This window comes from Arthrobacter sp. MOO21 (assembly GCF_057369995.2).
The window spans coordinates 1,376,770-1,395,439 of record NZ_CM170671.2; the positions used below are offsets into that span (position 1 = coordinate 1,376,770).

At 67.9% G+C, this 18,670-nt stretch carries 15 protein-coding genes; 5 read left to right on the forward strand and 10 right to left on the reverse strand.

Translation table 11 applies throughout. The annotated features are described in order from the left end of the window. Positions 1 to 50 precede the first annotated feature (50 nt). Positions 51 to 983, forward strand: a complete 933-nt coding sequence (locus AC2JAJ_RS06370) for an alpha/beta fold hydrolase (protein ID WP_486416469.1) — start codon at positions 51 to 53, stop codon at positions 981 to 983. Here the strand turns inward: AC2JAJ_RS06370 and atzF are convergent. From atzF to AC2JAJ_RS06395, 5 genes are read right to left on the reverse strand one after another with little or no spacing between them, the layout of a single operon-like run. Then, positions 961 to 2,823 (reverse strand): allophanate hydrolase, encoded by a 1,863-nt coding sequence (gene atzF, locus AC2JAJ_RS06375; protein ID WP_501053418.1) that lies wholly within the window; start codon positions 2,821 to 2,823, stop codon positions 961 to 963. The two genes, AC2JAJ_RS06370 and atzF, sit on opposite strands and share 23 nt — an antisense overlap. After that, positions 2,820 to 6,533, reverse strand: a complete 3,714-nt coding sequence (gene uca / locus AC2JAJ_RS06380) for an urea carboxylase (RefSeq protein WP_501053419.1) — start codon at positions 6,531 to 6,533, stop codon at positions 2,820 to 2,822. The genes atzF and uca overlap by 4 nt, the downstream gene beginning before the upstream one ends. After that, positions 6,530 to 7,195: an urea amidolyase associated protein UAAP2 gene (locus AC2JAJ_RS06385; RefSeq protein WP_486416468.1), complete on the reverse strand. Its 666-nt coding sequence runs from the start codon at positions 7,193 to 7,195 to the stop codon at positions 6,530 to 6,532. The genes uca and AC2JAJ_RS06385 overlap by 4 nt, the downstream gene beginning before the upstream one ends. Next, on the reverse strand, positions 7,192 to 8,067 hold the full coding sequence (locus AC2JAJ_RS06390) for an urea amidolyase associated protein UAAP1 (protein ID WP_486416467.1): 876 nt from the start codon (positions 8,065 to 8,067) through the stop codon (positions 7,192 to 7,194). The genes AC2JAJ_RS06385 and AC2JAJ_RS06390 overlap by 4 nt, the downstream gene beginning before the upstream one ends. Before the next feature lie 45 nt (positions 8,068 to 8,112). Then, positions 8,113 to 9,615, reverse strand: coding sequence for an amino acid permease (locus tag AC2JAJ_RS06395; protein WP_486416466.1), 1,503 nt, complete (start codon positions 9,613 to 9,615; stop codon positions 8,113 to 8,115). A 228-nt stretch (positions 9,616 to 9,843) separates the two neighbouring features. Here AC2JAJ_RS06395 and AC2JAJ_RS06400 point away from each other — a divergent pair, with 228 nt between their 5' ends. Together AC2JAJ_RS06400 and AC2JAJ_RS06405 are read left to right on the forward strand one after the other, a co-directional pair. Next, positions 9,844 to 10,515 (forward strand): TetR/AcrR family transcriptional regulator, encoded by a 672-nt coding sequence (locus AC2JAJ_RS06400; protein WP_486416465.1) that lies wholly within the window; start codon positions 9,844 to 9,846, stop codon positions 10,513 to 10,515. A 57-nt stretch (positions 10,516 to 10,572) separates the two neighbouring features. Then, positions 10,573 to 11,409 (forward strand): alpha/beta fold hydrolase, encoded by an 837-nt coding sequence (locus tag AC2JAJ_RS06405; protein WP_221384689.1) that lies wholly within the window; start codon positions 10,573 to 10,575, stop codon positions 11,407 to 11,409. Positions 11,410 to 11,415: 6 nt separating this feature from the next. Here AC2JAJ_RS06405 and AC2JAJ_RS06410 read toward each other — a convergent pair whose 3' ends face one another. Continuing rightward, positions 11,416 to 12,882, reverse strand: coding sequence for a DHA2 family efflux MFS transporter permease subunit (locus AC2JAJ_RS06410; protein ID WP_486416464.1), 1,467 nt, complete (start codon positions 12,880 to 12,882; stop codon positions 11,416 to 11,418). A 127-nt stretch (positions 12,883 to 13,009) separates the two neighbouring features. Continuing rightward, entirely contained in the window at positions 13,010 to 13,576 is a 567-nt protein-coding gene (locus AC2JAJ_RS06415; protein WP_221384687.1) for a type 1 glutamine amidotransferase domain-containing protein, read from the reverse strand. 262 nt (positions 13,577 to 13,838) lie between these two features. On the opposite strand from AC2JAJ_RS06415, the gene AC2JAJ_RS06420 reads away from it, so the two are divergent. Further along, positions 13,839 to 15,572 carry an HNH endonuclease signature motif containing protein gene (locus AC2JAJ_RS06420; protein WP_486416463.1) on the forward strand — a complete coding sequence of 578 codons (1,734 nt, stop codon included), beginning with the start codon at positions 13,839 to 13,841 and terminating at the stop codon, positions 15,570 to 15,572. A gap of 60 nt (positions 15,573 to 15,632) precedes the next feature. Here AC2JAJ_RS06420 and AC2JAJ_RS06425 read toward each other — a convergent pair whose 3' ends face one another. After that, on the reverse strand, positions 15,633 to 16,268 hold the full coding sequence (locus tag AC2JAJ_RS06425; protein ID WP_221384683.1) for a TetR/AcrR family transcriptional regulator: 636 nt from the start codon (positions 16,266 to 16,268) through the stop codon (positions 15,633 to 15,635). Between the two features lie 128 nt (positions 16,269 to 16,396). Between AC2JAJ_RS06425 and AC2JAJ_RS06430 the strand changes: the two genes are divergently transcribed. Next, positions 16,397 to 16,663, forward strand: coding sequence for a hypothetical protein (locus AC2JAJ_RS06430; protein ID WP_221384680.1), 267 nt, complete (start codon positions 16,397 to 16,399; stop codon positions 16,661 to 16,663). Between the two features lie 56 nt (positions 16,664 to 16,719). Here AC2JAJ_RS06430 and AC2JAJ_RS06435 read toward each other — a convergent pair whose 3' ends face one another. Further along, positions 16,720 to 17,649, reverse strand: coding sequence for a 4-phosphopantoate--beta-alanine ligase (locus AC2JAJ_RS06435; protein ID WP_486416462.1), 930 nt, complete (start codon positions 17,647 to 17,649; stop codon positions 16,720 to 16,722). Further along, positions 17,650 to 18,543, reverse strand: coding sequence for a Rossmann-like and DUF2520 domain-containing protein (locus tag AC2JAJ_RS06440; protein WP_221384676.1), 894 nt, complete (start codon positions 18,541 to 18,543; stop codon positions 17,650 to 17,652). It abuts the gene before it with no gap. Positions 18,544 to 18,670: the final 127 nt, after the last annotated feature.

An 18,670-nucleotide genomic window follows, 5' to 3' on the forward strand; every position in this document is an offset into this window, starting at 1 on the left:
CAAGTTTACCGGGCAGAGGCGGGGAGCCGTGCCTGCCTAGGATGGGGAGGGTGAAAGAACGGGTACTTCCAACGCACGACGGCGGCAGGCTGGCTTTGTACAGCTACGGCACCGAGGATGCGCCGGGCGACAAGCGGGTGCTGCTGATCGGTGGCGCGTTCCTCACGGCCCTGATCTACCGCCCGTTCTCCCTTGCGCTGGCGAAGGTCCTGGGCGACGGCTGGGCAGTTGACGTCTATGACCGCAGGGGGCGCGGCAGTTCGTCCGGGCAGCCCGCCGACTATTCCATGGCGACGGAGATCGAGGACGTCCGTACCGTCCTCACCGCCACCGGCGCCCGGAACATCCTGGGCCACAGCCTTGGCGGATCCGTGGCCCTGAACGCCGTGCAGGAGTTCACCGGGACAGCGTTCGTTCCGGACAAGCTGGCCGTGTACGACGCGGCCGTGAACATCGACGGCAGCATCGACACCAAGTGGCTGGACGGGTTCGAGGAAGCGGTCAACAACGGCAAGGTGGGCCATGCCCTGGCGCATATGAAGCAGGCCACCAGCCCGGGGTCGGCCATGGCGAGGATCCCTGAACCGGTCCTGGCCGGCCTGATGGCGGTCATGTCGCGGACGAAGGTGAACAGGATCTTCCGGCAGGTGATGCCCAGCGGTGTGGGCGAACTTCGCGCGGCTTACAACGAAAAGGACCACGCCCGGGACTTCAGCGTGCTGCCTCCCGGGACCCTCTTCATGGCCGGCGGCAAGAGCCCCAGCTACTACCGGGTGACGGCCGAACGGCTGCACGCGGCGGTTCCGGGCAGCACCTTCCAGCTCTCCCCCAAGTGCTTCCACGGGTCCATCCCGGCAGCAGTGAAGGAACTGGTGGAGGCCATTGCCGCCTACTTCAAGGACGGACGTCCGGACGGGGACTCCCGCCCGGACGGTGATTCCCGTCCGGACGCCGCCGACGTTATCCCCGTTCCCCGCGGCTGAATCCTGCCAACGCCGCTTCCCCGAGGTCCTGCCACACCGTGCGGGGCCTCGGTTGCACGCTTCGGTCCGCCAGCCAGTCGCCCCAGGCGGTGATGTCCTCCCCGCCGGCAGCAGCAACGGCATCGCAGGCGAATCCGACGGCGGAGGTGCCGTCCGAGAGCTGCAAGGACCCCAGCAGCATGGGTTCGGGAAGGGCGGCGAGGAACGCGCCCAGCCCCGCCTCGGACACAAGCCAGCGTTCCCCCGCCAGCTGTGCGCCGTCGTCGGACCGGTACACGCCCGGCTTCGGCGGCACTGTGTCCAGTGCCACCATCCGGTAGCGTGCGGCCGTTCGGACAGGGCCGTCCCAAAGAGCCCCCGGTTCTTCCAGCTGGGGAGCCAGCGGCTGGCCCTTGCGGTGCGCGCCCACCACTACCAGCGGTACGGCCACGGCACCCGCCGCCAGCGGCCAGGGAACGGACGACGACGGGTGGCGGGCTTCCGCCTTTGCCTCCGGCGCTGCCCCGGCAGCGAAGAGCTGCGGTGCTGCGGGCGTGGTTTCGATCCTCCGGGCGATGTCAGCCGCGACGGCATCATCGAAGGTCCGGCCCACCACGGTGAGCCCAAACTGGGCGCCGTCCACGTCGCCCGCCGGCACTGCCACAGCGCACAGGTCGAACAGGTTGCAGAAGTTCGTGTACGTGCCCATCAGGGAGTTCACGCCCACCGGATCCGCGTCCACTTCTTCAAGGGTGGGGTGGAACGGCGCGGTGGGAACCAGCAGGGCATCAAAGCCCTCAAGCCTGGCCATGGCCCTGCCTTTCAGTTCCTCAAGGCGGGCGGTGTCTGCCACGTACTGGTGGGCGGGCGCAGTGCCGGCTGCCCGGATGATGCCCGCCACCGTGGGGTCGATGCCCGCCCTGCCGTCAGTCACGCCGTCGGCCCCGCGAAAGAGTGCGCCGTCCAGGAAACCACCCACAGCGGCATACCGCTCCGCTACCAGCCCGCCGTCGTAAAGCAGGCGGGCAGCCTGGAGGAAGTCGTCGAAATCAATGGCCTCTGCTTCCACGCCCAACACCTTCAGGCGGTCCACGTTGCGGTGGAATTCCGCGGCCCAGGCTTCCGGAAGCGCCGGCAGGGTTGCAGGGTAGGCAACCCGCGGCCTTTCCGGGGCAGCGAGCCGGATGTTTGCCGGCCAGGCGCGGGGTCCTCCAGCCATCACGCCCATGGCCAGCTCTGCCGTGGCCAGGTGCCGGGCAAAGATCGTGACGGTGTCCCAGGACCGGCAAGCCGGCACCACGCCGGCGGTGGACACAACATCCAGGGTGGGTTTGATGCCCACGATGCCCTGCAGGCCGGCCGGCACCCGGCCCGAGCCGGCGGTGTCGGTTCCAATGGCAATGTCCGCGAGGCCAAGTGCCACGGCTACCGCTGAACCGGAACTGGAACCGCCGGAGATGAACCCGGGTCGGCGGGAGTCCCGGACCGCACCGTACGGGCTGCGGGTGCCCACCAGCCCGGTGGCGAACTGGTCCAGGTTGGTGGCGCCCAGGACCAGAGCGCCGGCGGCGCGGAGCCGGGCCACGGCTTCGGCGTCCTTCTCCGGCGTGTAGGCGAAGCCCGGGCAGGCCGCAGTAGTGGGGATGCCGGCCACGTCAACGTTGTTCTTGACGGCAAGCAGGAGCCCGGCCAGCGGCAGGTCCGCGCCGCTGGCCACCGCGGCGTCAATGGAGGCTGCTTCTTCCAGGAGGTCCTCCGCGCTCCGGAGCATGATCCAGATTTCCGGCCGGTCCACTGCTTCAACTGCCGCGAGTGCTGCCTTGACCCGCCGGGTGGCGTTGCCGCTGATCGTGATGCTCATACTGCTGCCTCTTCCAGTTCCAGCTCTTCCAGCCCTGCAGATTCAGCGGTGGCGCCGAGGACAACCACGGCCTCGCCGGACACCACCTGGGAGCCGGCGGTGGGAAGGACGCGGAGCACAATGCCGTCAGAGGGTGCTTCCAGGACCGTTTCCATCTTCATCGCCTCCAGGGAAACCAGCGGCTGGCCCTTGGCCACGCGGTCGCCTTCCGCCACGTCCACCTTCCAGACACTGGCGGCAAAGGGAGCGGAGACGAGTGATCCGCCTTCCGGCACGTCTACCTCGTCTGCCACCGGGGCCACTACCGCGGCCAACGCGTCGGCACGGTCGAACTCGCCGGCGTCGGCCCACGCCTGCCGTTCCACCGCAAACGCTGCGCCCTGTTTTTCCCGGAACGCCGTGATGGACTCGCGGTTTTCCGACAGGAACTTTTCGTGCTCGGCCAGTGAGAAGGTGCCGTCCTCGATCTCGACGCCACGGCCCCGGCCGGCAGCCATGTCCGCCCGCAGGTCCAGCAGTTCCTCCGGGCTGACCGGGTACCAGGAGATCCGGTCGAAGAAGCGCAGCAGCCAGGGCGAGCCCGGCTCGAAGGGGGCCGAGTCAGCGTAGCGGGACCAGACCTGGGTGGTGCGGCCCACGAACTGGTAGCCGCCGGGGCCTTCCATCCCGTAGATGCACATGTAGGCTCCGCCGATTCCCACCGCGTTCTCAGGCGTCCAGGTGCGTGCCGGGTTGTACTTGGTGGTGACCAGGCGGTGCCGCGGATCCAGCGGGGTGGCCACGGGCGCGCCGAGGTAGACGTCGCCCAGGCCCAGGACCAGGTACTCGGCGCTGAAGACGGTGTCGAAGACGTCGTTGACGGAGTCCAGGCCGTTGATCCGGCGGATGAACTCGATGTTCCACGGGCACCACGGAGCATCGTCACGGACACCTGCCATGTACCGCTCGATCGCTTCCCGGGTGGCGGGATCGTCCCAGGACAGCGGCAGCCGGACGGTGCGGCTGGGAACCACCAGCTCGGAACTGGCCGGCAGCCCTGCCTCGACTTCCTGGACCAGGTCCAGCAACCGCGTGGTGGACAGTACGGACGGGTCCACTTTGATCTGCAGCGACCGGATGCCGGGGGTGAGGTCCACGATGCCGGGGACGCGGAGTTGCTCGAGGTGCTGGTGCAAAGCGTGCACCCTGGCCCGAAGGCCAAGGTCCAGCACCATCTCGCCATATTCGACGAGCAGGTTGTCGTCGCCGGAGCGGCGGTAGGTGACCGCAGGTCGGCCGGAACCTTCAGGCACCCGGCCCAGCACGCCGTCGTCGCCATCCCCACGGAAGGGGCGGGCGGCCGGAGCTGCCAGGGACGGATCCGACGTCCAGTCCGCGTCGCCCGGGAGGACCAGCTGGCGGCCGGGTCCCAGGTCCTTGGCCGACGGCGCCTGGCTGGTTTTGACGGGAACGAACCGGACCTTGTCCCCCGGGCGGAGCTGGCCGAGCTTCCAGCGCTCGGCAGTCACCACGGTGACCGGGCAGACGAAGCCGCCCAGGCTGGGGCCGTCCGGGCCGAGCAGGATGGGCGTGTCGCCGGTGAAGTCCAGCGCGCCCACGGAGTAGGCGGTGTCGTGGATGTTGGACGGGTGCAGGCCTGCCTCGCCGCCGTCGGTCCGGGCCCAGCGCGGCTTGGGGCCGATGAGCCGGACGCCGGTGCGGGCGGAGTTGAAGTGCACCTCGTACTCCGCGGCATACACCTCCTCGATGTCTTCCCGCCGGAAGAACTCGGGGGCGCCGTGCGGGCCTTCCGTCACGGCAAGATCCCAGGTGGAGGCCAGGGCGGGACGGCTGTCCAGCGGAACCGCTGCGGTGGGGGTTTGTTCGACGCCGGATTTCACCGTGCGGAGTACGTCACCGGCGCGCAGGATCCGCCCGGCGTGGCCGCCGAACTGGCCCAGGGTGAAGGTGGACGCGCTCCCAAGGTATTCCGGGATGTCCAGGCCGCCTTGGAACAGGATGTAGCCGCGCAGGCCCTTGCCGGCGGCAACACCCACATCGAGCGTTCCTCCCGCCGGGACCGTGACAGGCGTCCAGGCGGGCACTTCCGTTCCGTCCACCGTCACAACCACTTCCGCGCCGGTGACGCAGACGGTGGTGGCGTGCGTGAAGGCCAGGCTGGGGCCGGTCATGGTGAACTCCAGGCCCGGCGCACCCTCCGGGTTGCCCAGGACCGTGTTGCCCAGCCGGAAGGAAAGATCGTCCATGGGGCCGCTGGGCGGAACGCCAATCTGCCACAGCCCGGTGCGGCCCGGCCAGTCCTGGACGCTGGTCTGCAGCCCGGGGCGCTCCACTGTGATTCGCGGCTCCGGGTCACCCACGTGGTCAAGGGTGCTGGTGGAGTGCCGGACGCTGCGGACCACGTCCAGGCCGGTGGCGGCGCGGAGCATGCCCAGGTTGGTTTCGATGCCGTCAATCCGGGTGCCGGCGAGCGCAGCAGCCAACCGGTCAAAAGCCTCAGCGCGGTCTGCCCCGACGGTGATGATCTTGCCCAGGAGGGGGTCGTAGTTGGTGGAGACGTCGGTGCCGGTTTCGGCCCAGGCGTCCACCCGTGCTTCCTCCGCTGAGGGGTAGGCGGCGTTGGTGATGGTGCCGGCGCTGGGCTGGAAATTGCGGGCGGGGTCTTCGGCGTAGACCCGGGCCTCTACCGCGTGGCCGGAGACGGGAAGCGCATCGGGAACCCCGGCGAGGACGGCCTTTGCTTCCGCGCCGCCCTGGGCCAGCCGGAGCATCCATTCCACGAGGTCGACGCCGGTGACGGCTTCGGTGACGGGGTGTTCCACCTGAAGCCGGGCGTTGACCTCGAGGAAGGATGCTTCCTTGCGGGCGGAATCATAGACGAACTCGACGGTGCCGGCTGAACGGTAGTTAAGGGAGGCGCACAGGGCACGGGAGGTGCGGTGGAGTTCTTCGCGCAGGCTGTCCGGAAGGTCCGGCGCGGGGGCTTCCTCGAGGACTTTCTGGTGGCGGCGCTGCAGGGAGCAGTCCCGGTCGCCCAGGCTGACAACCCGGCCTGCGCCGTCGCCGAAGACCTGGACCTCGATGTGGCGGGCGTTCTCCACATACCGTTCGGCGAACACTCCCGCGGTTCCGAAGCTGGCACCGGCCAGCCGGGCCACACGCGGAAAGCTCTCCACCAGCTCGGCCTCGCTGCGGCACACCGTCATGCCGATGCCACCGCCACCGCCGGTGGCCTTGAGCATCAGCGGGAAACCGATCGTTGCGGAAGCCGCGGTCGCAGCGTCCACGTCCTCAAGCAGCCCGGAACCGGCGATCATGGGCACCCCGGCCGCCCGGGCGGCGTCGCGCGCTGTGTGCTTGGTGCCGAAGATGCGCAGCTGCTCGGAGGTGGGTCCCACGAACACCAGGCCGGCTGCTTCGACGGCCTCGGCGAAGGCTGCGTCCTCCGACAGGAAGCCGTAGCCAGGGTGGATGGCGCCGGCCCCGGTGGCCTTGGCCGCGGCCAGGATCCCGTCCACCCGCAGGTAGGACTCCTTGGCCGGGGCGGGTCCCAGCAGCACCGCTTCGTCGGCCAGCCGGACGTGCTTGGCGCCCCGGTCCGCCTCGGAGAACACGGCGACGGTGCGCAGGCCCAGTTTTTTGGCGGACTCGATAATCCGGCAGGCGATTTCGCCGCGGTTGGCGATCAGGAGGGTTTCAAACTTGTTCACTTGGCTGCCTCCGGCCGGGTGACGATCATGCGGACGGGGGTGGGGTTGAAGCCGTTGCAGGGGTTGTTGACCTGCGGGCAGTTGGAGACGAGGACCAGGGTGTCCACCTCCGCCTTCAAAGCCACGCGCTTGCCCGGGGCGGACAGGCCGTCAACAATGCCCAAGGCGCCGTCCGGGTCCACGGGGACATTCATGAACCAGTTGATGTTGGACACCACGTCCCGCTTGCCGAGTCCCCAGCGTGAACCTTCGATCAGGAAGTTCTCCACGCAGGCATGCTGTTCCCGGGTGTGCTGCCCGTAGCGGAGGGTGTTGGATTCCTGCGAGCAGGCTCCGCCGATGGTGTCGTGGACGCCCACTTCGTCTGCCACCACGGTCATCAGCGGCGCTCCGGTGTCTGCCCGAAGGACCGAGCCCGTGGTGAGGACGATCGACTGCTGGGCGGCGATGGTTGCCGGAGCGGAGTAGCGCACGGTGGTGTCGGCCGCGGCGTACAGCAGGCAGTCCACGGCTTGGTTGCCTTCCAGGTCAACGATGGTCAGGACGTCGCCGGCGGCTACCACGGCGGACCAGGGGCCGCGGGCTTCGACAAGTTCGTCCAGGACCACATCGCCGGGGGCGAGCGCGGTTTCGGTGGCGTCCGGGAAAATGGCGGTGTTCATCGGGCGTTCCTTGCGGTGAGGTCGTGTTCGGTGTTGCGGAGGGCCTGCAGGTGTTCGGGGGCCAGCGGGCCGGTGAGGCTGCCCGCTTCCAGTTCCCCGAGGTCCTTCGGCGCGTGCCAGGCCACGATGTCCACGGTGGTCCCAGTGAAGTCCGGGCGGGGGTCCAGCGGGTGGGCGGTGTTGGCCAGGACCAGCACGGCGTCCATCTGGAGGAGGAGTTCGACGGCGGCTCCCGGGCCGGCGCTGCCGGTGAAGGTGATGCGGCCGGAGGGGTCCACAGTGATGCCTTTGAAGAAGGAGAGCGACGGCGCCACGTCCCTGGTGCCCAGGCCACTCTTGAGCGCACCCAGGGTGAGCAGCTCGCGGGCGGCGGGTGACGCACTGTGGGCGGTCCCCGCACCGTACTTTGCAGCGTTGCCGGCGAGCGTGGTGGCGCCGGTCAGGGCGTCGTGGCGGTTGGAGGTGTCGGTGACGATGGTGGCCATCAGGCGTCCGGCGTCGGACAGGAGCGGGTGTCCCGTGCCCGGGTAGGCCTGCCAAGGGACCTTGACGGTGTCGGCGAGGTTAAGCCGTTCATGCACGGCGCCGGTGCGATAAAGGAGGGTGTGCACGCAGGCGTCACCGGCGGTGTCCGTAAGCCGGATGCGGGTTCCGCGGGCCAGGGCCATAGTGGTGTAGCGGCCAAAGGCGAGGGTTTCCGCCCAGGCGGGGGACACGCCGTCGGGAATTCCCGCCAGAACGCGTGCCGGCGCTGAAGCCGCCGGCACGAACCGCATGGTCTCCGCGGTCCTGCCATGCTGTTCCCTGGCGTGGGCGCGGGCGCCTGCGGTGGTGGCCGTGCCGGTAACTGGTGTTTCGAGGGTCTGGGTCATGTCAGTCCTGTAGTTGCTGGAAATTTCGGATGATCTGCGCGTGTCTCAGGCGTTGGCTGCGAGGTTCCGGCGCCGGACCCAGAGGCCAAGCAGCAGGACCGCGGCCACCATGATCGGCGCGGACCAGAGGAGGAGTCCGTTCTCGCCGGAGGGGTCGTACACCTCGGGCCGCGGCCAGGCGAGGTTGACCACCATGACGCCGCCGTAGAGGACGGCGAGGATGTTGACCGGAAGCCCCCAGCGGCCCAGTGAGAAGAGGCCGGCGGGCATGGCCTGTCCCACCCGGTCCCAGTCGCCGCGGAGGCGGTTGACCAGCTGCGGGACGGTGACCAGGAGGTAGGCCAGGTAGACCATCACGATGCAGACGCTGCAGAGGGTGGTGAACAGGGCCGCGTTTCCCACGTTGATGGCCAGGACGCCCACCGCCAGGGCGCCGATCACGATCGAGGGCCACATGGGCGTTCCCCGGGTGGGGTGGACGGAGGAGAGAAGGGCCGACGCCGGGAGCTTGCCGTCGCGGGCCATGGAGAACACCAGGCGGGAACCGGCGGTCTGGATGGCCAGGGTGCAGACGAAGATGGCGATCGCGACGTCCACCAGCAGCACCTTGCCCCAGAAGGTGCCCAGAACCGCGGTGAGGACGTAGGGCAGGCCCTCGGTGGCGAGCCGGCCGTCGTCGAGGCTGGGTGCGGCCATCAGGGCGGTGATGATCATCAGCGCCCCGCCGATGCCGGAGATGAGGAGGGCGGAGAGGATGGTCCGCGGTGCCGTCCGGCGTGGATCCTTGGTTTCTTCCGATAGCTCCCCGGCGGAGTTGAAGCCCACCATCACGTAGGCGGCCATCAGGCCCGATACCAGGAAGGCCCCCACGGCGCCGAGGTCTGAGCCCTGCAGCACCGTGGTATCCGCCACCACGTCCGGCCCGCGCTGGGCCGCGCTGACCAGGGCCAGGATCACCGCTGCGACCCCGACGATCTCGCAGGTCACGCCCACCGAGTTCACGTGGGCCATGAGCTTGACGCCGAGTGAGTTGATGACTGTGGTGGCCACCAGGAGGACAGCCCCGAGCACGACGGCGTTCGCGGCGCCGGTGACGGTGTTGAGGGCCGGGTCGCCGCCCACCACCTGGAAACCGTCCCAGAGCTGGGGCAGGACCACCTGCAGGGCGATGGCGGCGGCAGCGGCGGTAACCACCTGCGCGATGGCCATGAACCAGCCGGCGAACCAGCCAACTCCTTCCCCGCCAACCCGCCGCGCCCACTGGTACACCGCGCCCGAGAGCGGGTAGCGGGCGGCGAGTTCGGCGAAGTTCAGGGCCACCAGCAACTGGCCCACCAGGACCACGGGCCAGGTCCAGAAGAATGCCGGGCCGGCGAAGGAGTAGCCGAACGCGAAGAGCTGGAAGATGGTGGTCAGGATCGAAACGAAAGAGAATCCGGCGGCAAAGGAAGCATAGCGGCCGAGCTTTCGGTGGAGCGTGGGCTGGTAGCCAAGGGACGTCAGGTCTGCATCGTCCTGGTGGACGGTGGGGAGAACGGTTGAAGTCATCGGGAATCTCCGGGCTGGAAAGGAATTGGGGGGCAGAGCCTCCCGGTATCGCAGCACCCGGCCGAAGGCTGCTGATTACCGGTCAATTGATAGTTTTCCACCGGGATGTCCCCAAACAGTTTCACCTCTGTAAAAGGCGGATAGACATCACGTTTCGGCCAGGTTTCCGTCCCCTCACCAGCACAACCCCGGACTCCCGGCCGGCGCCAGCGGTGCAAGAATGATGCCGTGACTTCAGCCGGACCGGGACGCCCCCGCCATCAACAGCCCTCACGGCCGGGCGCTACCGCCCGCGACGAAATCCTCGACGCCGCGGCCGAACTGTTCACCACCCAGGGCTTTGCCAGCACCTCCACCCGGTCCATCGCGGACGCCGTAGGAATCCGGCAGTCATCCCTGTACCACCACTTCAAAACCAAGGACGACATCCTCGAGGACCTGCTGGAGGGAACCGTGTCCGCCGGACTGAAGTTCGCGCGGGCAGTGGCGGCGTTGCCTGCTGATTCCAGCGGGACTGACAGCCCCGCTGGAAGCCGGCTGCACGCCGTCGCGCTTTACGACGGCACCCAGCTGTGCACCGCGAGCTGGAACCTCGGCGTCCTGTACCACCTGCCGGAAGTCAGGAGCACCCGCTTTGCCCAGTTCCTGGCCGACCGCCAGGAACTCCGCCGTCTATACGGGCTGCTGGGCGCCGGCCTGTCCACCGCCACCGGCGGCCCGGACGGCGGAGATTTCACGTTCCGCCTGGTCGAATCCCTGATCTACCTCAGGGCGGACGGGATGGCCGGCAGCGACTCGGCGGCGCAGGCCGCCGACGCCGGGCTCACCCTTTGCGGACTCGGCGGGCAACTGCCGGCTATCCGGGCGGCGAGCCAAGCCCTGGTCAGCCGGATCGCCTAGGCCCTGGTCCCCGCGCCCGTTATGCCCCTACCCGGCCTGCTCGGCTAGGCTCGGACCATGACGCGAGAGAACATCAGGACCCCCGACGGCGGCACTGTGGAGCTCTTCTCCACCGGCACGGAACATGCTTCGGCAGGTTCGGGCGTGGTGGTGGTGCCGCCCTCCATGGTGACGGCCGCTGAGTACACCAAGTTCGCCCAGAAGCTCAGCGCTTCCCTGGGCCGGCCGGTGCACACCTTCAACCGGCGCGGGCGCGGCTCGTCGTCACCGCAGCCCGAGGATTACACCCTCGACGTGGACATCCGGGACCTCGATACCGTCATGAAGCACACGTCGAGCACTGACGTCTTCGGCCACAGCTTTGGCGGCGCGGTGGCCCTGCACGCGGCCCGGACGCTGCCGGTGGAACGGCTGGCCGTCTATGACCCCGCGGTCTCCGTGAACGGCAGCGTGACCGCCGACTGGATCGCCGAGTACGAGAAGGCGATCGCCGCCAAGGATGACGACCGCGCCCTTGCGGTGATCCAGCGCGGCCTCGAGGCGGGCGGGGCGTTCTCCTCGCGCATGCCGCTGTCCATGCTGACCCTGGCCAACAAGCTGACCGCCGGCACTTCGGAGGGTAAGCAGCAACGGGAACTGATGCGCACCGGCGTCCGCGAAATCAAGGCCATCATCGCCGCCGACATGCCCGCAGAGCCGTTCCTGGACCTCCCGCTGGAAACGCTGATCGTCGTGGGCGAAAAGAGCCCGGCCTACTTCGGCATCGCCTGCGGGCAGATCCACGACGTGCTCTCCGGATCCAGCTACACCATCCTGCCGGGCTTCGGCCATGATGGCGCCATCAAGGCCCCGGACAAGCTGATCAAGGAACTGAGCGACTTCTTCGCCGGCTAGTTTCGGCTAGTGACCCGGGCCGGCGCCCTCGGTCTTACGCATCATCGCCGAAAGCACGACGGCGGCAAAGGCTATGACCGTTGCGGTCAGGAAGGCGGCGCTCATCCCGGCGACGAGCCCCGACGTCGCGCTCACCACGGCGAAGATGGACACCAGCAGGGCCGTGCCGGCGGCGCCTGCCACCTGCTGCGTGGTGCTCATGATCGCCGAACCGTGGGAGTACAGGTGCGGGGGCAGCGGGTTCAGTCCGGTGGTGAAGGCGGGGGTGAAGAGCAGCGCCAGGCCGAAACTCAGGCCCACGTGGAGGGTGACGATCCACCAAACCGCCGTGCCGGCGTCGAGCATTGAAAACTGCCAGAGCGTCACAACCATGAGGATGGAACCGCTGACCGTGAGCGGCAGCGGGCCCACCTTGTCGAACGCGCGGCCGATGACCGGGCCAAGCAGGCCCATGGCGAGACCGCCGGGAAGCAGCGCCAGGCCGGTCTCCAGCGAGCCGAGGCCCCGGACTTCCTGCAGGTAGAGCGGCAGCAGGATGACCCCGCCGAACAGTGCCATCATGGCCACCACCATCAGCAGGACCGATACGGTGAACATCCGGAAGTTGAAGGCACGCAGGTCCAGCAGCGGCGCGGCCGCCTTCTGGAGCCGGACCTGGCGGAGCACGAAGACTGCCAGGGCGGCGACGCCGATGACCAGTGCTGCGATTGCTGCAGCGCCGGGACCGGCCTGGCCGCCGTGGCCGCCGCCGATCTGGCTGAGCCCGTAGACCAGGCCGCCGAATGCAGGGACGGTGAGGATGACGGACAGCGCGTCCAGCCGGGCTTTTTCAGTCTCTCCCACGTTGGTGAGGTATTTCGCTCCGATGGCAAGCGCCGCAAGGGCCACCGGCAGCACGAACACGAACATGAACCGCCAGGTGAAATGCTCCAGGATCAGGCCTGAGACAGTGGGGCCCATGGCGGGGGCAACGGAGATCGCGATGCTGACATTTCCCATGACCGCCCCGCGTTTGGCCAGCGGGACCAGGGTGAGGATGGTGGTCATCAGGAGCGGGAGCATGATGGCGGTGCCGCTGGCCTGGACAATGCGTGCCAGCAGCAGGACTTCGAACCCGGGGGCCACTGCAGCCAGGGTGGTGCCGCCGGCAAACAGGCCCATGGCCAGCATGAAGACGGCGCGCGTGGACAGACTCTGGAGGATGAATCCGGTAGTCGGGATGACCACGGCCATGGTGAGCATGAAGCCGGTGGAGAGCCACTGGACCGTTGGCGGGTCCACCCGGAGGTCCACCATGAGCCGCTGCAGGGCGACGTTCATGATGGTCTCGTTCAGGATCACCACGAACGTCGCCACCAGCAGCGTGCTGATGATGGTGACTGCCTCCCGGGACATCTTCTCCGGCGTGGCGGCCTCGGTTCCTTGGCTCTGGACGGCCTGGCCCTTGGCGTTCGGAGAGGCTTCGGTAGACATGGGTGTTCCCTCAGGGTTTTGGTGAGTGATGCGCGGTCAGCGCCGCTGCAGATGCCAACACTCTACCCGCTGGAGTAATTCCTCCGCACGGGTATTTTTTCCAAACCCTGAGGGAACAGGAGTAGTTCTAGGCCGTCTGGCCGGCGTGCTGGCCCTCGGAGATTTCCTCCACCAGCTTGTTGTTGAATGCCGGCAGGTCATCCGGGTTCCGGCTGGTCACCAGGCCTTGGTCAACCACCACTTCCTGGTCCGTCCAGTTCGCCCCGGCGTTCTTCAGGTCGGTTTCAAGGGTGAAGTAGGACGTGACGTTCCGGCCCCTGATGACCCCGGCCTCAATCAGCAGCCATGGTCCGTGGCAGATGGAGGCCACCGGCTTGTGCTGTTCGAAGAAGCTGCGGGTGAAGCTCTGTGCGTCCTTGTCCACCCGCAGGTGGTCGGCGTTGACGACGCCGCCGGGGAGGACCAGCGCGTCGAAGTCGGAGGCGTTGGCCTCTGCGACGGTGAGGTCGACGTCGAAGGTGTCACCCTTCTCCGTACCCTTGTACCCCTGCAGCTTGCCGCTCTTCGGCGCCACCAGGGTGGGCTCGCCGCCGGCGTCCTTCACTGCCTGCCAGGGGCTGGTGAGCTCCACCTGCTCCACGCCGTCAGTCAAAAGGAATGCGACCTTCTTGCCTGCGATGCTGTGCTCTGACATTCTTCCTCCTCGCTTGAGGCGGGACCGCGCTTTTCGGCGCACAGATCCGCTTCGAGAGTTGTTTGCCTGACAGGTTCCAGCCTAGGAAGTATGTAAGTGATAAGCAAGCTGACTATTTGTCCTGGAGCTGGAAGGTCCAGGAGGTGCGCACCCGCTGGGGAGCGTACGACGGCGGCGGGGCGGCTCGGGTCTTTTGGCTTACCTGCATGGGTGGCGGACCGGCGCAAGTCAGAATGTCAGTGCCTCGCTGGATGATGTTTTTATGGGAATCAGCAGCGGCACAGTGAGCGGTTCAGGGGCGGGGATGGAGGGTGTTCATGCCTCTGTCGCTGCCCTTGACGCGCTGTTCGTCGAGGACGCTGCGCTTGCGTCCGCTGAAGGTGACGGTGCCGGCGCTGGTGTGGATGTGTTGCAGCGGCAGTACGAGATCCGGCTGGAGCGGCTGGCCGGGTATTCGAAGCTGGAGTCAATGATTGCCGCCGCTAAAGCGCAGGACGCGGCCGATTCCCTCCGGATCCAGCAGGCCATGACGCCGCCGAACGCATCCGTGCAGGAGCGCACGTACGCGGAGATGTCCGCGGTGGAGGAGATCGCCGGGGTCCTGACCATCAGCTCCGCCTCGGCCGGGGCTTTCGTCCACCAGTCGCAGCAGGTCTGCTCGCTGCCGCCGGTCATGGAAGCGCTGGCCGCCGGGGCGGTGTCGTGGCAGCACGCGAAGGTGATCGTGGATGAAACCGAAGGCCTCAGCCCTGCCGGGGCAGCGTCTTTGGTGGCGCACTTCTTCGACCCGGACGCCCCGAGCCCTGCCCGCGGCGCGCCCCCCGGTGAACTCATCCCGTCCCGGTTCCGGGCGAAGGTCCGCAGTTGGCGGGAGCGGCACCACCCCGAATCCATTGAGAAACGCCACGCTAAAGGTGTGGCAGACCGCCGGATGGAATACACCCCGGACGGGGACGGCATGGCCTGGATCTCGCTCCACCTCCCCGGCGACACCGCCTGCGCCATCTGGAACCGCACCACCGCGATCGCCCGCGGGCTGCAGGGGCCCAACGAACCGCGCACCCTCACCCAACTCCGCCCCGACATCGCAGCCTCTTTGCTGCTTGGCGCCGGGGCCACTGCTACCGGCACAGCCACCGCGGACACGGAGGAACCTTCGGAAATCTGCAAGGCCCCCACCCCACGGGCCGACGTCCTGGTGACTGTGCCGGTGTTCTCCCTCCTCGGCCTCACCGATGAACCCGCCGAACTCGACGGCCACGGGCCGATCCCGGCCTCCATGGCACGGAAGCTGGTCGCAGACGGCGCCGACTCCTTCTACCGCGTCCTCGTCGACCCCCGCGACGGCGCACCCCTGGAGATCGGCCGCAGAAGCTACCGGCTCCCCGAGACGATCAAACGCTGGATCAGGATGCGCGATGCCAAGTGCACCTTCCCCGGTTGCACCAACCGATCACTGGACAACGACACCGACCACCTCACCGCCTGGAAACACGGCGGTAAAACCGGCGCTTCCAACCTGGGACAACTCTGCCCCAAGCACCACCGGCTCAAACACCACGGCGGCTGGACCCCCACCCCGGCCACCGCAAACGAGCCACCCGGCTGGACCTCACCCACCGGCCGCCACTACAACCCCGAACAACCCGACCCCGAACCCACCCACTGGCCGCAGTCACTAACCTGTGCGGCAAGGGGCGAGGGATATGTTGGCGCCGAAGATTGGAAGCCGCGGGGAGTACCTTCTCTGCAGGAAGCTCTTCCTCCATGGGAAGCGCCTCAGTGGGAAGCGCCTCAGTGGGAAGTGCCTCAGTGGGCGCCGCCCGGGCAGGTGGAATCTTCTGCCCAGAGGGAGGCCCTCGATCCTGCCCAATGGGAACCCGACAATGGAGGGCTCATGGACCTCAACGATTTCTCCCCGGACGACCCAGAATGGGCCGAATTCTTCGAGAAGCCATTCGTCTTGGTTGGGGACCTTGCTGTAGCGGGCAGATAACCCGGAAGGAACGTCCAGGCACGAGCGTAAGAGGGCCGGAAGGTAGCCGGGCCGCCGCCGCTACTGGGCCTCCGGCCGAGCCGTGTGGTGCTCGATCAGCCAGCCAGCCATTTGCTGCGCCCGCGTGGCAGCCTGCAGATCGCCGCCCGTGGCCGAAATGATGGATCCCTTCATCAGGATCTGCCAGGACCGGGCGAACTCGTCGGGGCTTGTCAGTCCCGCCTCCTCCGCCAGCGCCTCTACGTGCCCCCGGAGCTTTGCCAGGTAGTCAATGCTGGCCTGGCCCAGGGGGTGGGACGGTCCCATTTCCAGCAGAACATGGATGAAGGTGCTCCCCTCGAAGTCCTCGCGCTGGAACCACTCCCCCAGGACGTCGAAAATCGCCAGCAGGCGCTCAACCGGAGTCCTTCCACGGCGGCGCGCCTGGGTCACGATCGCTTCGACCGTCCAGAGCTTGTCCCGCTGCTCCAGGAATGCCAGGACCAGCGAGTCCTTGGAGGGGAAGTGCCTGTAGAAGGTGGCCTTGGCTACTCCCGAGCGCTCAATGAGCTCATTGACGCCCACATCCCGGATTCCCCGGCGTGAGAAGAGCTCATAGGCCACCGCCAGGATCCGCTCCTCGGAGTTGGCCTGGCCTTCCGGCGCCACCGTCAGCGAAGATGCGGAGGACAACGGGACCTTCGCCTCTGTACTCATAGAACTTGAGTCTACTCCAGGGGGAGACAGACTGGTCTTTCCGGCTGTAGTGTTGACCACGCGCAGTGCTCTCAAACGCCGTGGAGGCCAAACCTTCGGCCGCTTCGGATTGGTGCAAGGAGGCCCCGATGACAGCAGAGCGGATATTCCAGACCGTGCCCTCGGATCCTGATCCCTGGATGTCCAGTGAAACGCCGGCCGAGATCCGGCAGTTCGCCATCGAGTCGCTCCGATGGCAGGCGCAGGAAATTATCGATGAGCTGCTGTGCAGCAAGGACCCGGCCGACGAAGTCGTGCGTAACCGCCTTCGCCGTTGCGTCGCCCGGAATCCCGGCCGCCCGGAACGCGCGCTCCTCGAACAGCTCATGACCAGCCGCGACAGGCCCGGCATCTAGCCAGCCACGCATCCGGCCAGCCCTGCATCCAGGCCAACGGAAGCCCAGCTCCGCAGCTAGGAGCTCAGCGGCATGTTGTCGATCAGCCGCACCGGGCCCACCTTCGCGGCGATAAGAGCCAATGCTTCTCCCCGGAACGGCGTTTCCCGGCAGTTCTCGGCCAGCGGTTCCAGGGTGCCCGGATCCACCACGTCGAAATAGTCCAATCCCACGAGGGGCTGGGACTCAATCATTGCCTGGGCGGAATCGAGGTCCAACGGCTCGTGTGCGTTGGCCCGTTCCTCCAGCAGCCGCAATGCCCGGGACAGGACCACCGCTGCTTCCCGCTCTTCGCCTGACAGGAACCGGTTGCGGCTGGACAGCGCCAGGCCGTCGTCCGAACGCACGGTGGGCACGCCCACGATTTCCACCGGAAAATTGAGGTCCGCCGCCATCCGCCGCACCAGGGCCAGCTGCTGGGCGTCCTTCTGTCCGAAATAAGCCCGGTACGCGGGCAGGGCTGCCCCGGATGGAACATCCCCACCGACCCCTTCGGGAAGGCCCGCGGCCGGCATGCCATAGTGCAACAGCTTCGCCACGACGGTCAGTGCTCCATCGAAGTGGCCCGGCCGGGAGGCACCCTCCCACTTTTCCCCGAGCCGGCCGGACGTGACCCGGACCAGGGGTTCGCCGCCCGGATAGACCTCCTCCACAGAGGGTGCGAAGACCAGGTCCACGCCCTGTTCCTCCAACAGCACCAGGTCCGCTTCCAGGGTCCTCGGGTACCGGTCCAGGTCCACGGCGTCGCCGAACTGGAGGGGGTTGACGAAGATGCTCGCCACCACCACGTCATTTTGTTCGACGGCGGTGCGCGCCAGTGCAGCATGGCCTTCATGGAGTGCGCCCATGGTGGGCACCAGCCCCTGCGAAATGCCCTTCCGGGACCGGAGGAGCCGGGCACTCTCTGCCTTCAGGCCGGCCACTGTGGTGACGAGTTGAATGGACATTCAGTCCTCCTTCGGATCGAGGGCCTCATGCAGCCCCTGCAACTGGTCGGGTTTCAGCAGCCCGCGCCCTTCAGCCCGGCGGGCCGTGGCGCGCGCCATCGCAAGGTAGGCCGCCAGCACGTCGCCCTGCCCGCCGCCGTCGTACTCCCGCAACGCCTCCGCGTGGGCACGCACCGTTCCCACGTCACCGCGTGCCACCGGCCCGGTCAGGGCGGACTCGCCCGAGGCCAGCGCGTTCTCCAGCGTTGCGCGCAGCAGCGGACCCAGCATGCGCTCGGGCGACTCCACGCCCACTTCGCGCAGCAACTGCGATGACTGGGCCACCAGGGTGACCAAGTGGTTGGAACCGTGTGCCAGCGCCGCGTGGTAGAGAGTCCGGTCGGCCTCGGCGATGACCACCGGCTCGGCCCCCATCTCCACCACCAGCGCCTGCGCGATGGGAAGCATCGCCGCGTCAGCGGTCACCCCGAACGTGCAGTCGAGCAGGCGCGTCAGGTCAAGGCTCATGCCCGTGAACGTCATGGCCGGGTGCAGTGCCAGCGGGACGGCCCCTGCAGCGCGGACCGGGCGCAGCACGCCCACGCCGAACCGGCCGGAAGTGTGGGCAACCAGCTGGCCGGGCTGCCAGGCCCCCAGCTTCGCCAAGCCCTCCACGAGGTCCGGCAGGGCATCGTCCGGCACGGCCAGCAGCACCAATTCTGCGCGTTCCACGATGTCCTGGACCTCCAGGACGGGGACGCCGGGCAGCAGCGCCTCGGCCCGTTCACGGCTGGCCTCGGATACCGCTGAGACCCCGACGACGGCATGCTCGGCTGCGCGCAAGGCAGCACCAAGCACGGCGCCGACCTTTCCTGCGCCGATGATTCCGACGCCAAGGCGTCCGGGCTTAGCCATGCTGTGGGCCTTCCTGTTGGTGGTTGGTCGGGGCAGCCGGGCGCGGGCGGCGACGGCCACGCCTGCGGCGTTCGGGGGGCCTTCTAGTGCCGGCGGGACCACCTGCCGAAGCCATTGTTCCGTTGTC

Excerpts from the sequence above, each read along its gene's own strand:
- AC2JAJ_RS06420 (WP_486416463.1), top strand. The coding sequence starts at position 13,839 with ATGGGAATCAGCAGCGGCACAGTGAGCGGTTCAGGGGCGGGGATGGAG.
- AC2JAJ_RS06425 (WP_221384683.1), bottom strand. The coding sequence starts at position 16,268 with ATGAGTACAGAGGCGAAGGTCCCGTTGTCCTCCGCATCTTCGCTGACG.
- AC2JAJ_RS06390 (WP_486416467.1), bottom strand. The coding sequence starts at position 8,067 with ATGACCCAGACCCTCGAAACACCAGTTACCGGCACGGCCACCACCGCA.
- AC2JAJ_RS06430 (WP_221384680.1), top strand. The coding sequence starts at position 16,397 with ATGACAGCAGAGCGGATATTCCAGACCGTGCCCTCGGATCCTGATCCC.
- AC2JAJ_RS06415 (WP_221384687.1), bottom strand. The coding sequence starts at position 13,576 with ATGTCAGAGCACAGCATCGCAGGCAAGAAGGTCGCATTCCTTTTGACT.
- AC2JAJ_RS06405 (WP_221384689.1), top strand. The coding sequence starts at position 10,573 with ATGACGCGAGAGAACATCAGGACCCCCGACGGCGGCACTGTGGAGCTC.
- AC2JAJ_RS06385 (WP_486416468.1), bottom strand. The coding sequence starts at position 7,195 with ATGAACACCGCCATTTTCCCGGACGCCACCGAAACCGCGCTCGCCCCC.
- AC2JAJ_RS06395 (WP_486416466.1), bottom strand. The coding sequence starts at position 9,615 with ATGACTTCAACCGTTCTCCCCACCGTCCACCAGGACGATGCAGACCTG.
- atzF (WP_501053418.1), bottom strand. The coding sequence starts at position 2,823 with ATGAGCATCACGATCAGCGGCAACGCCACCCGGCGGGTCAAGGCAGCA.
- AC2JAJ_RS06410 (WP_486416464.1), bottom strand. The coding sequence starts at position 12,882 with ATGTCTACCGAAGCCTCTCCGAACGCCAAGGGCCAGGCCGTCCAGAGC.
- AC2JAJ_RS06435 (WP_486416462.1), bottom strand. The coding sequence starts at position 17,649 with ATGTCCATTCAACTCGTCACCACAGTGGCCGGCCTGAAGGCAGAGAGT.
- AC2JAJ_RS06440 (WP_221384676.1), bottom strand. The coding sequence starts at position 18,543 with ATGGCTAAGCCCGGACGCCTTGGCGTCGGAATCATCGGCGCAGGAAAG.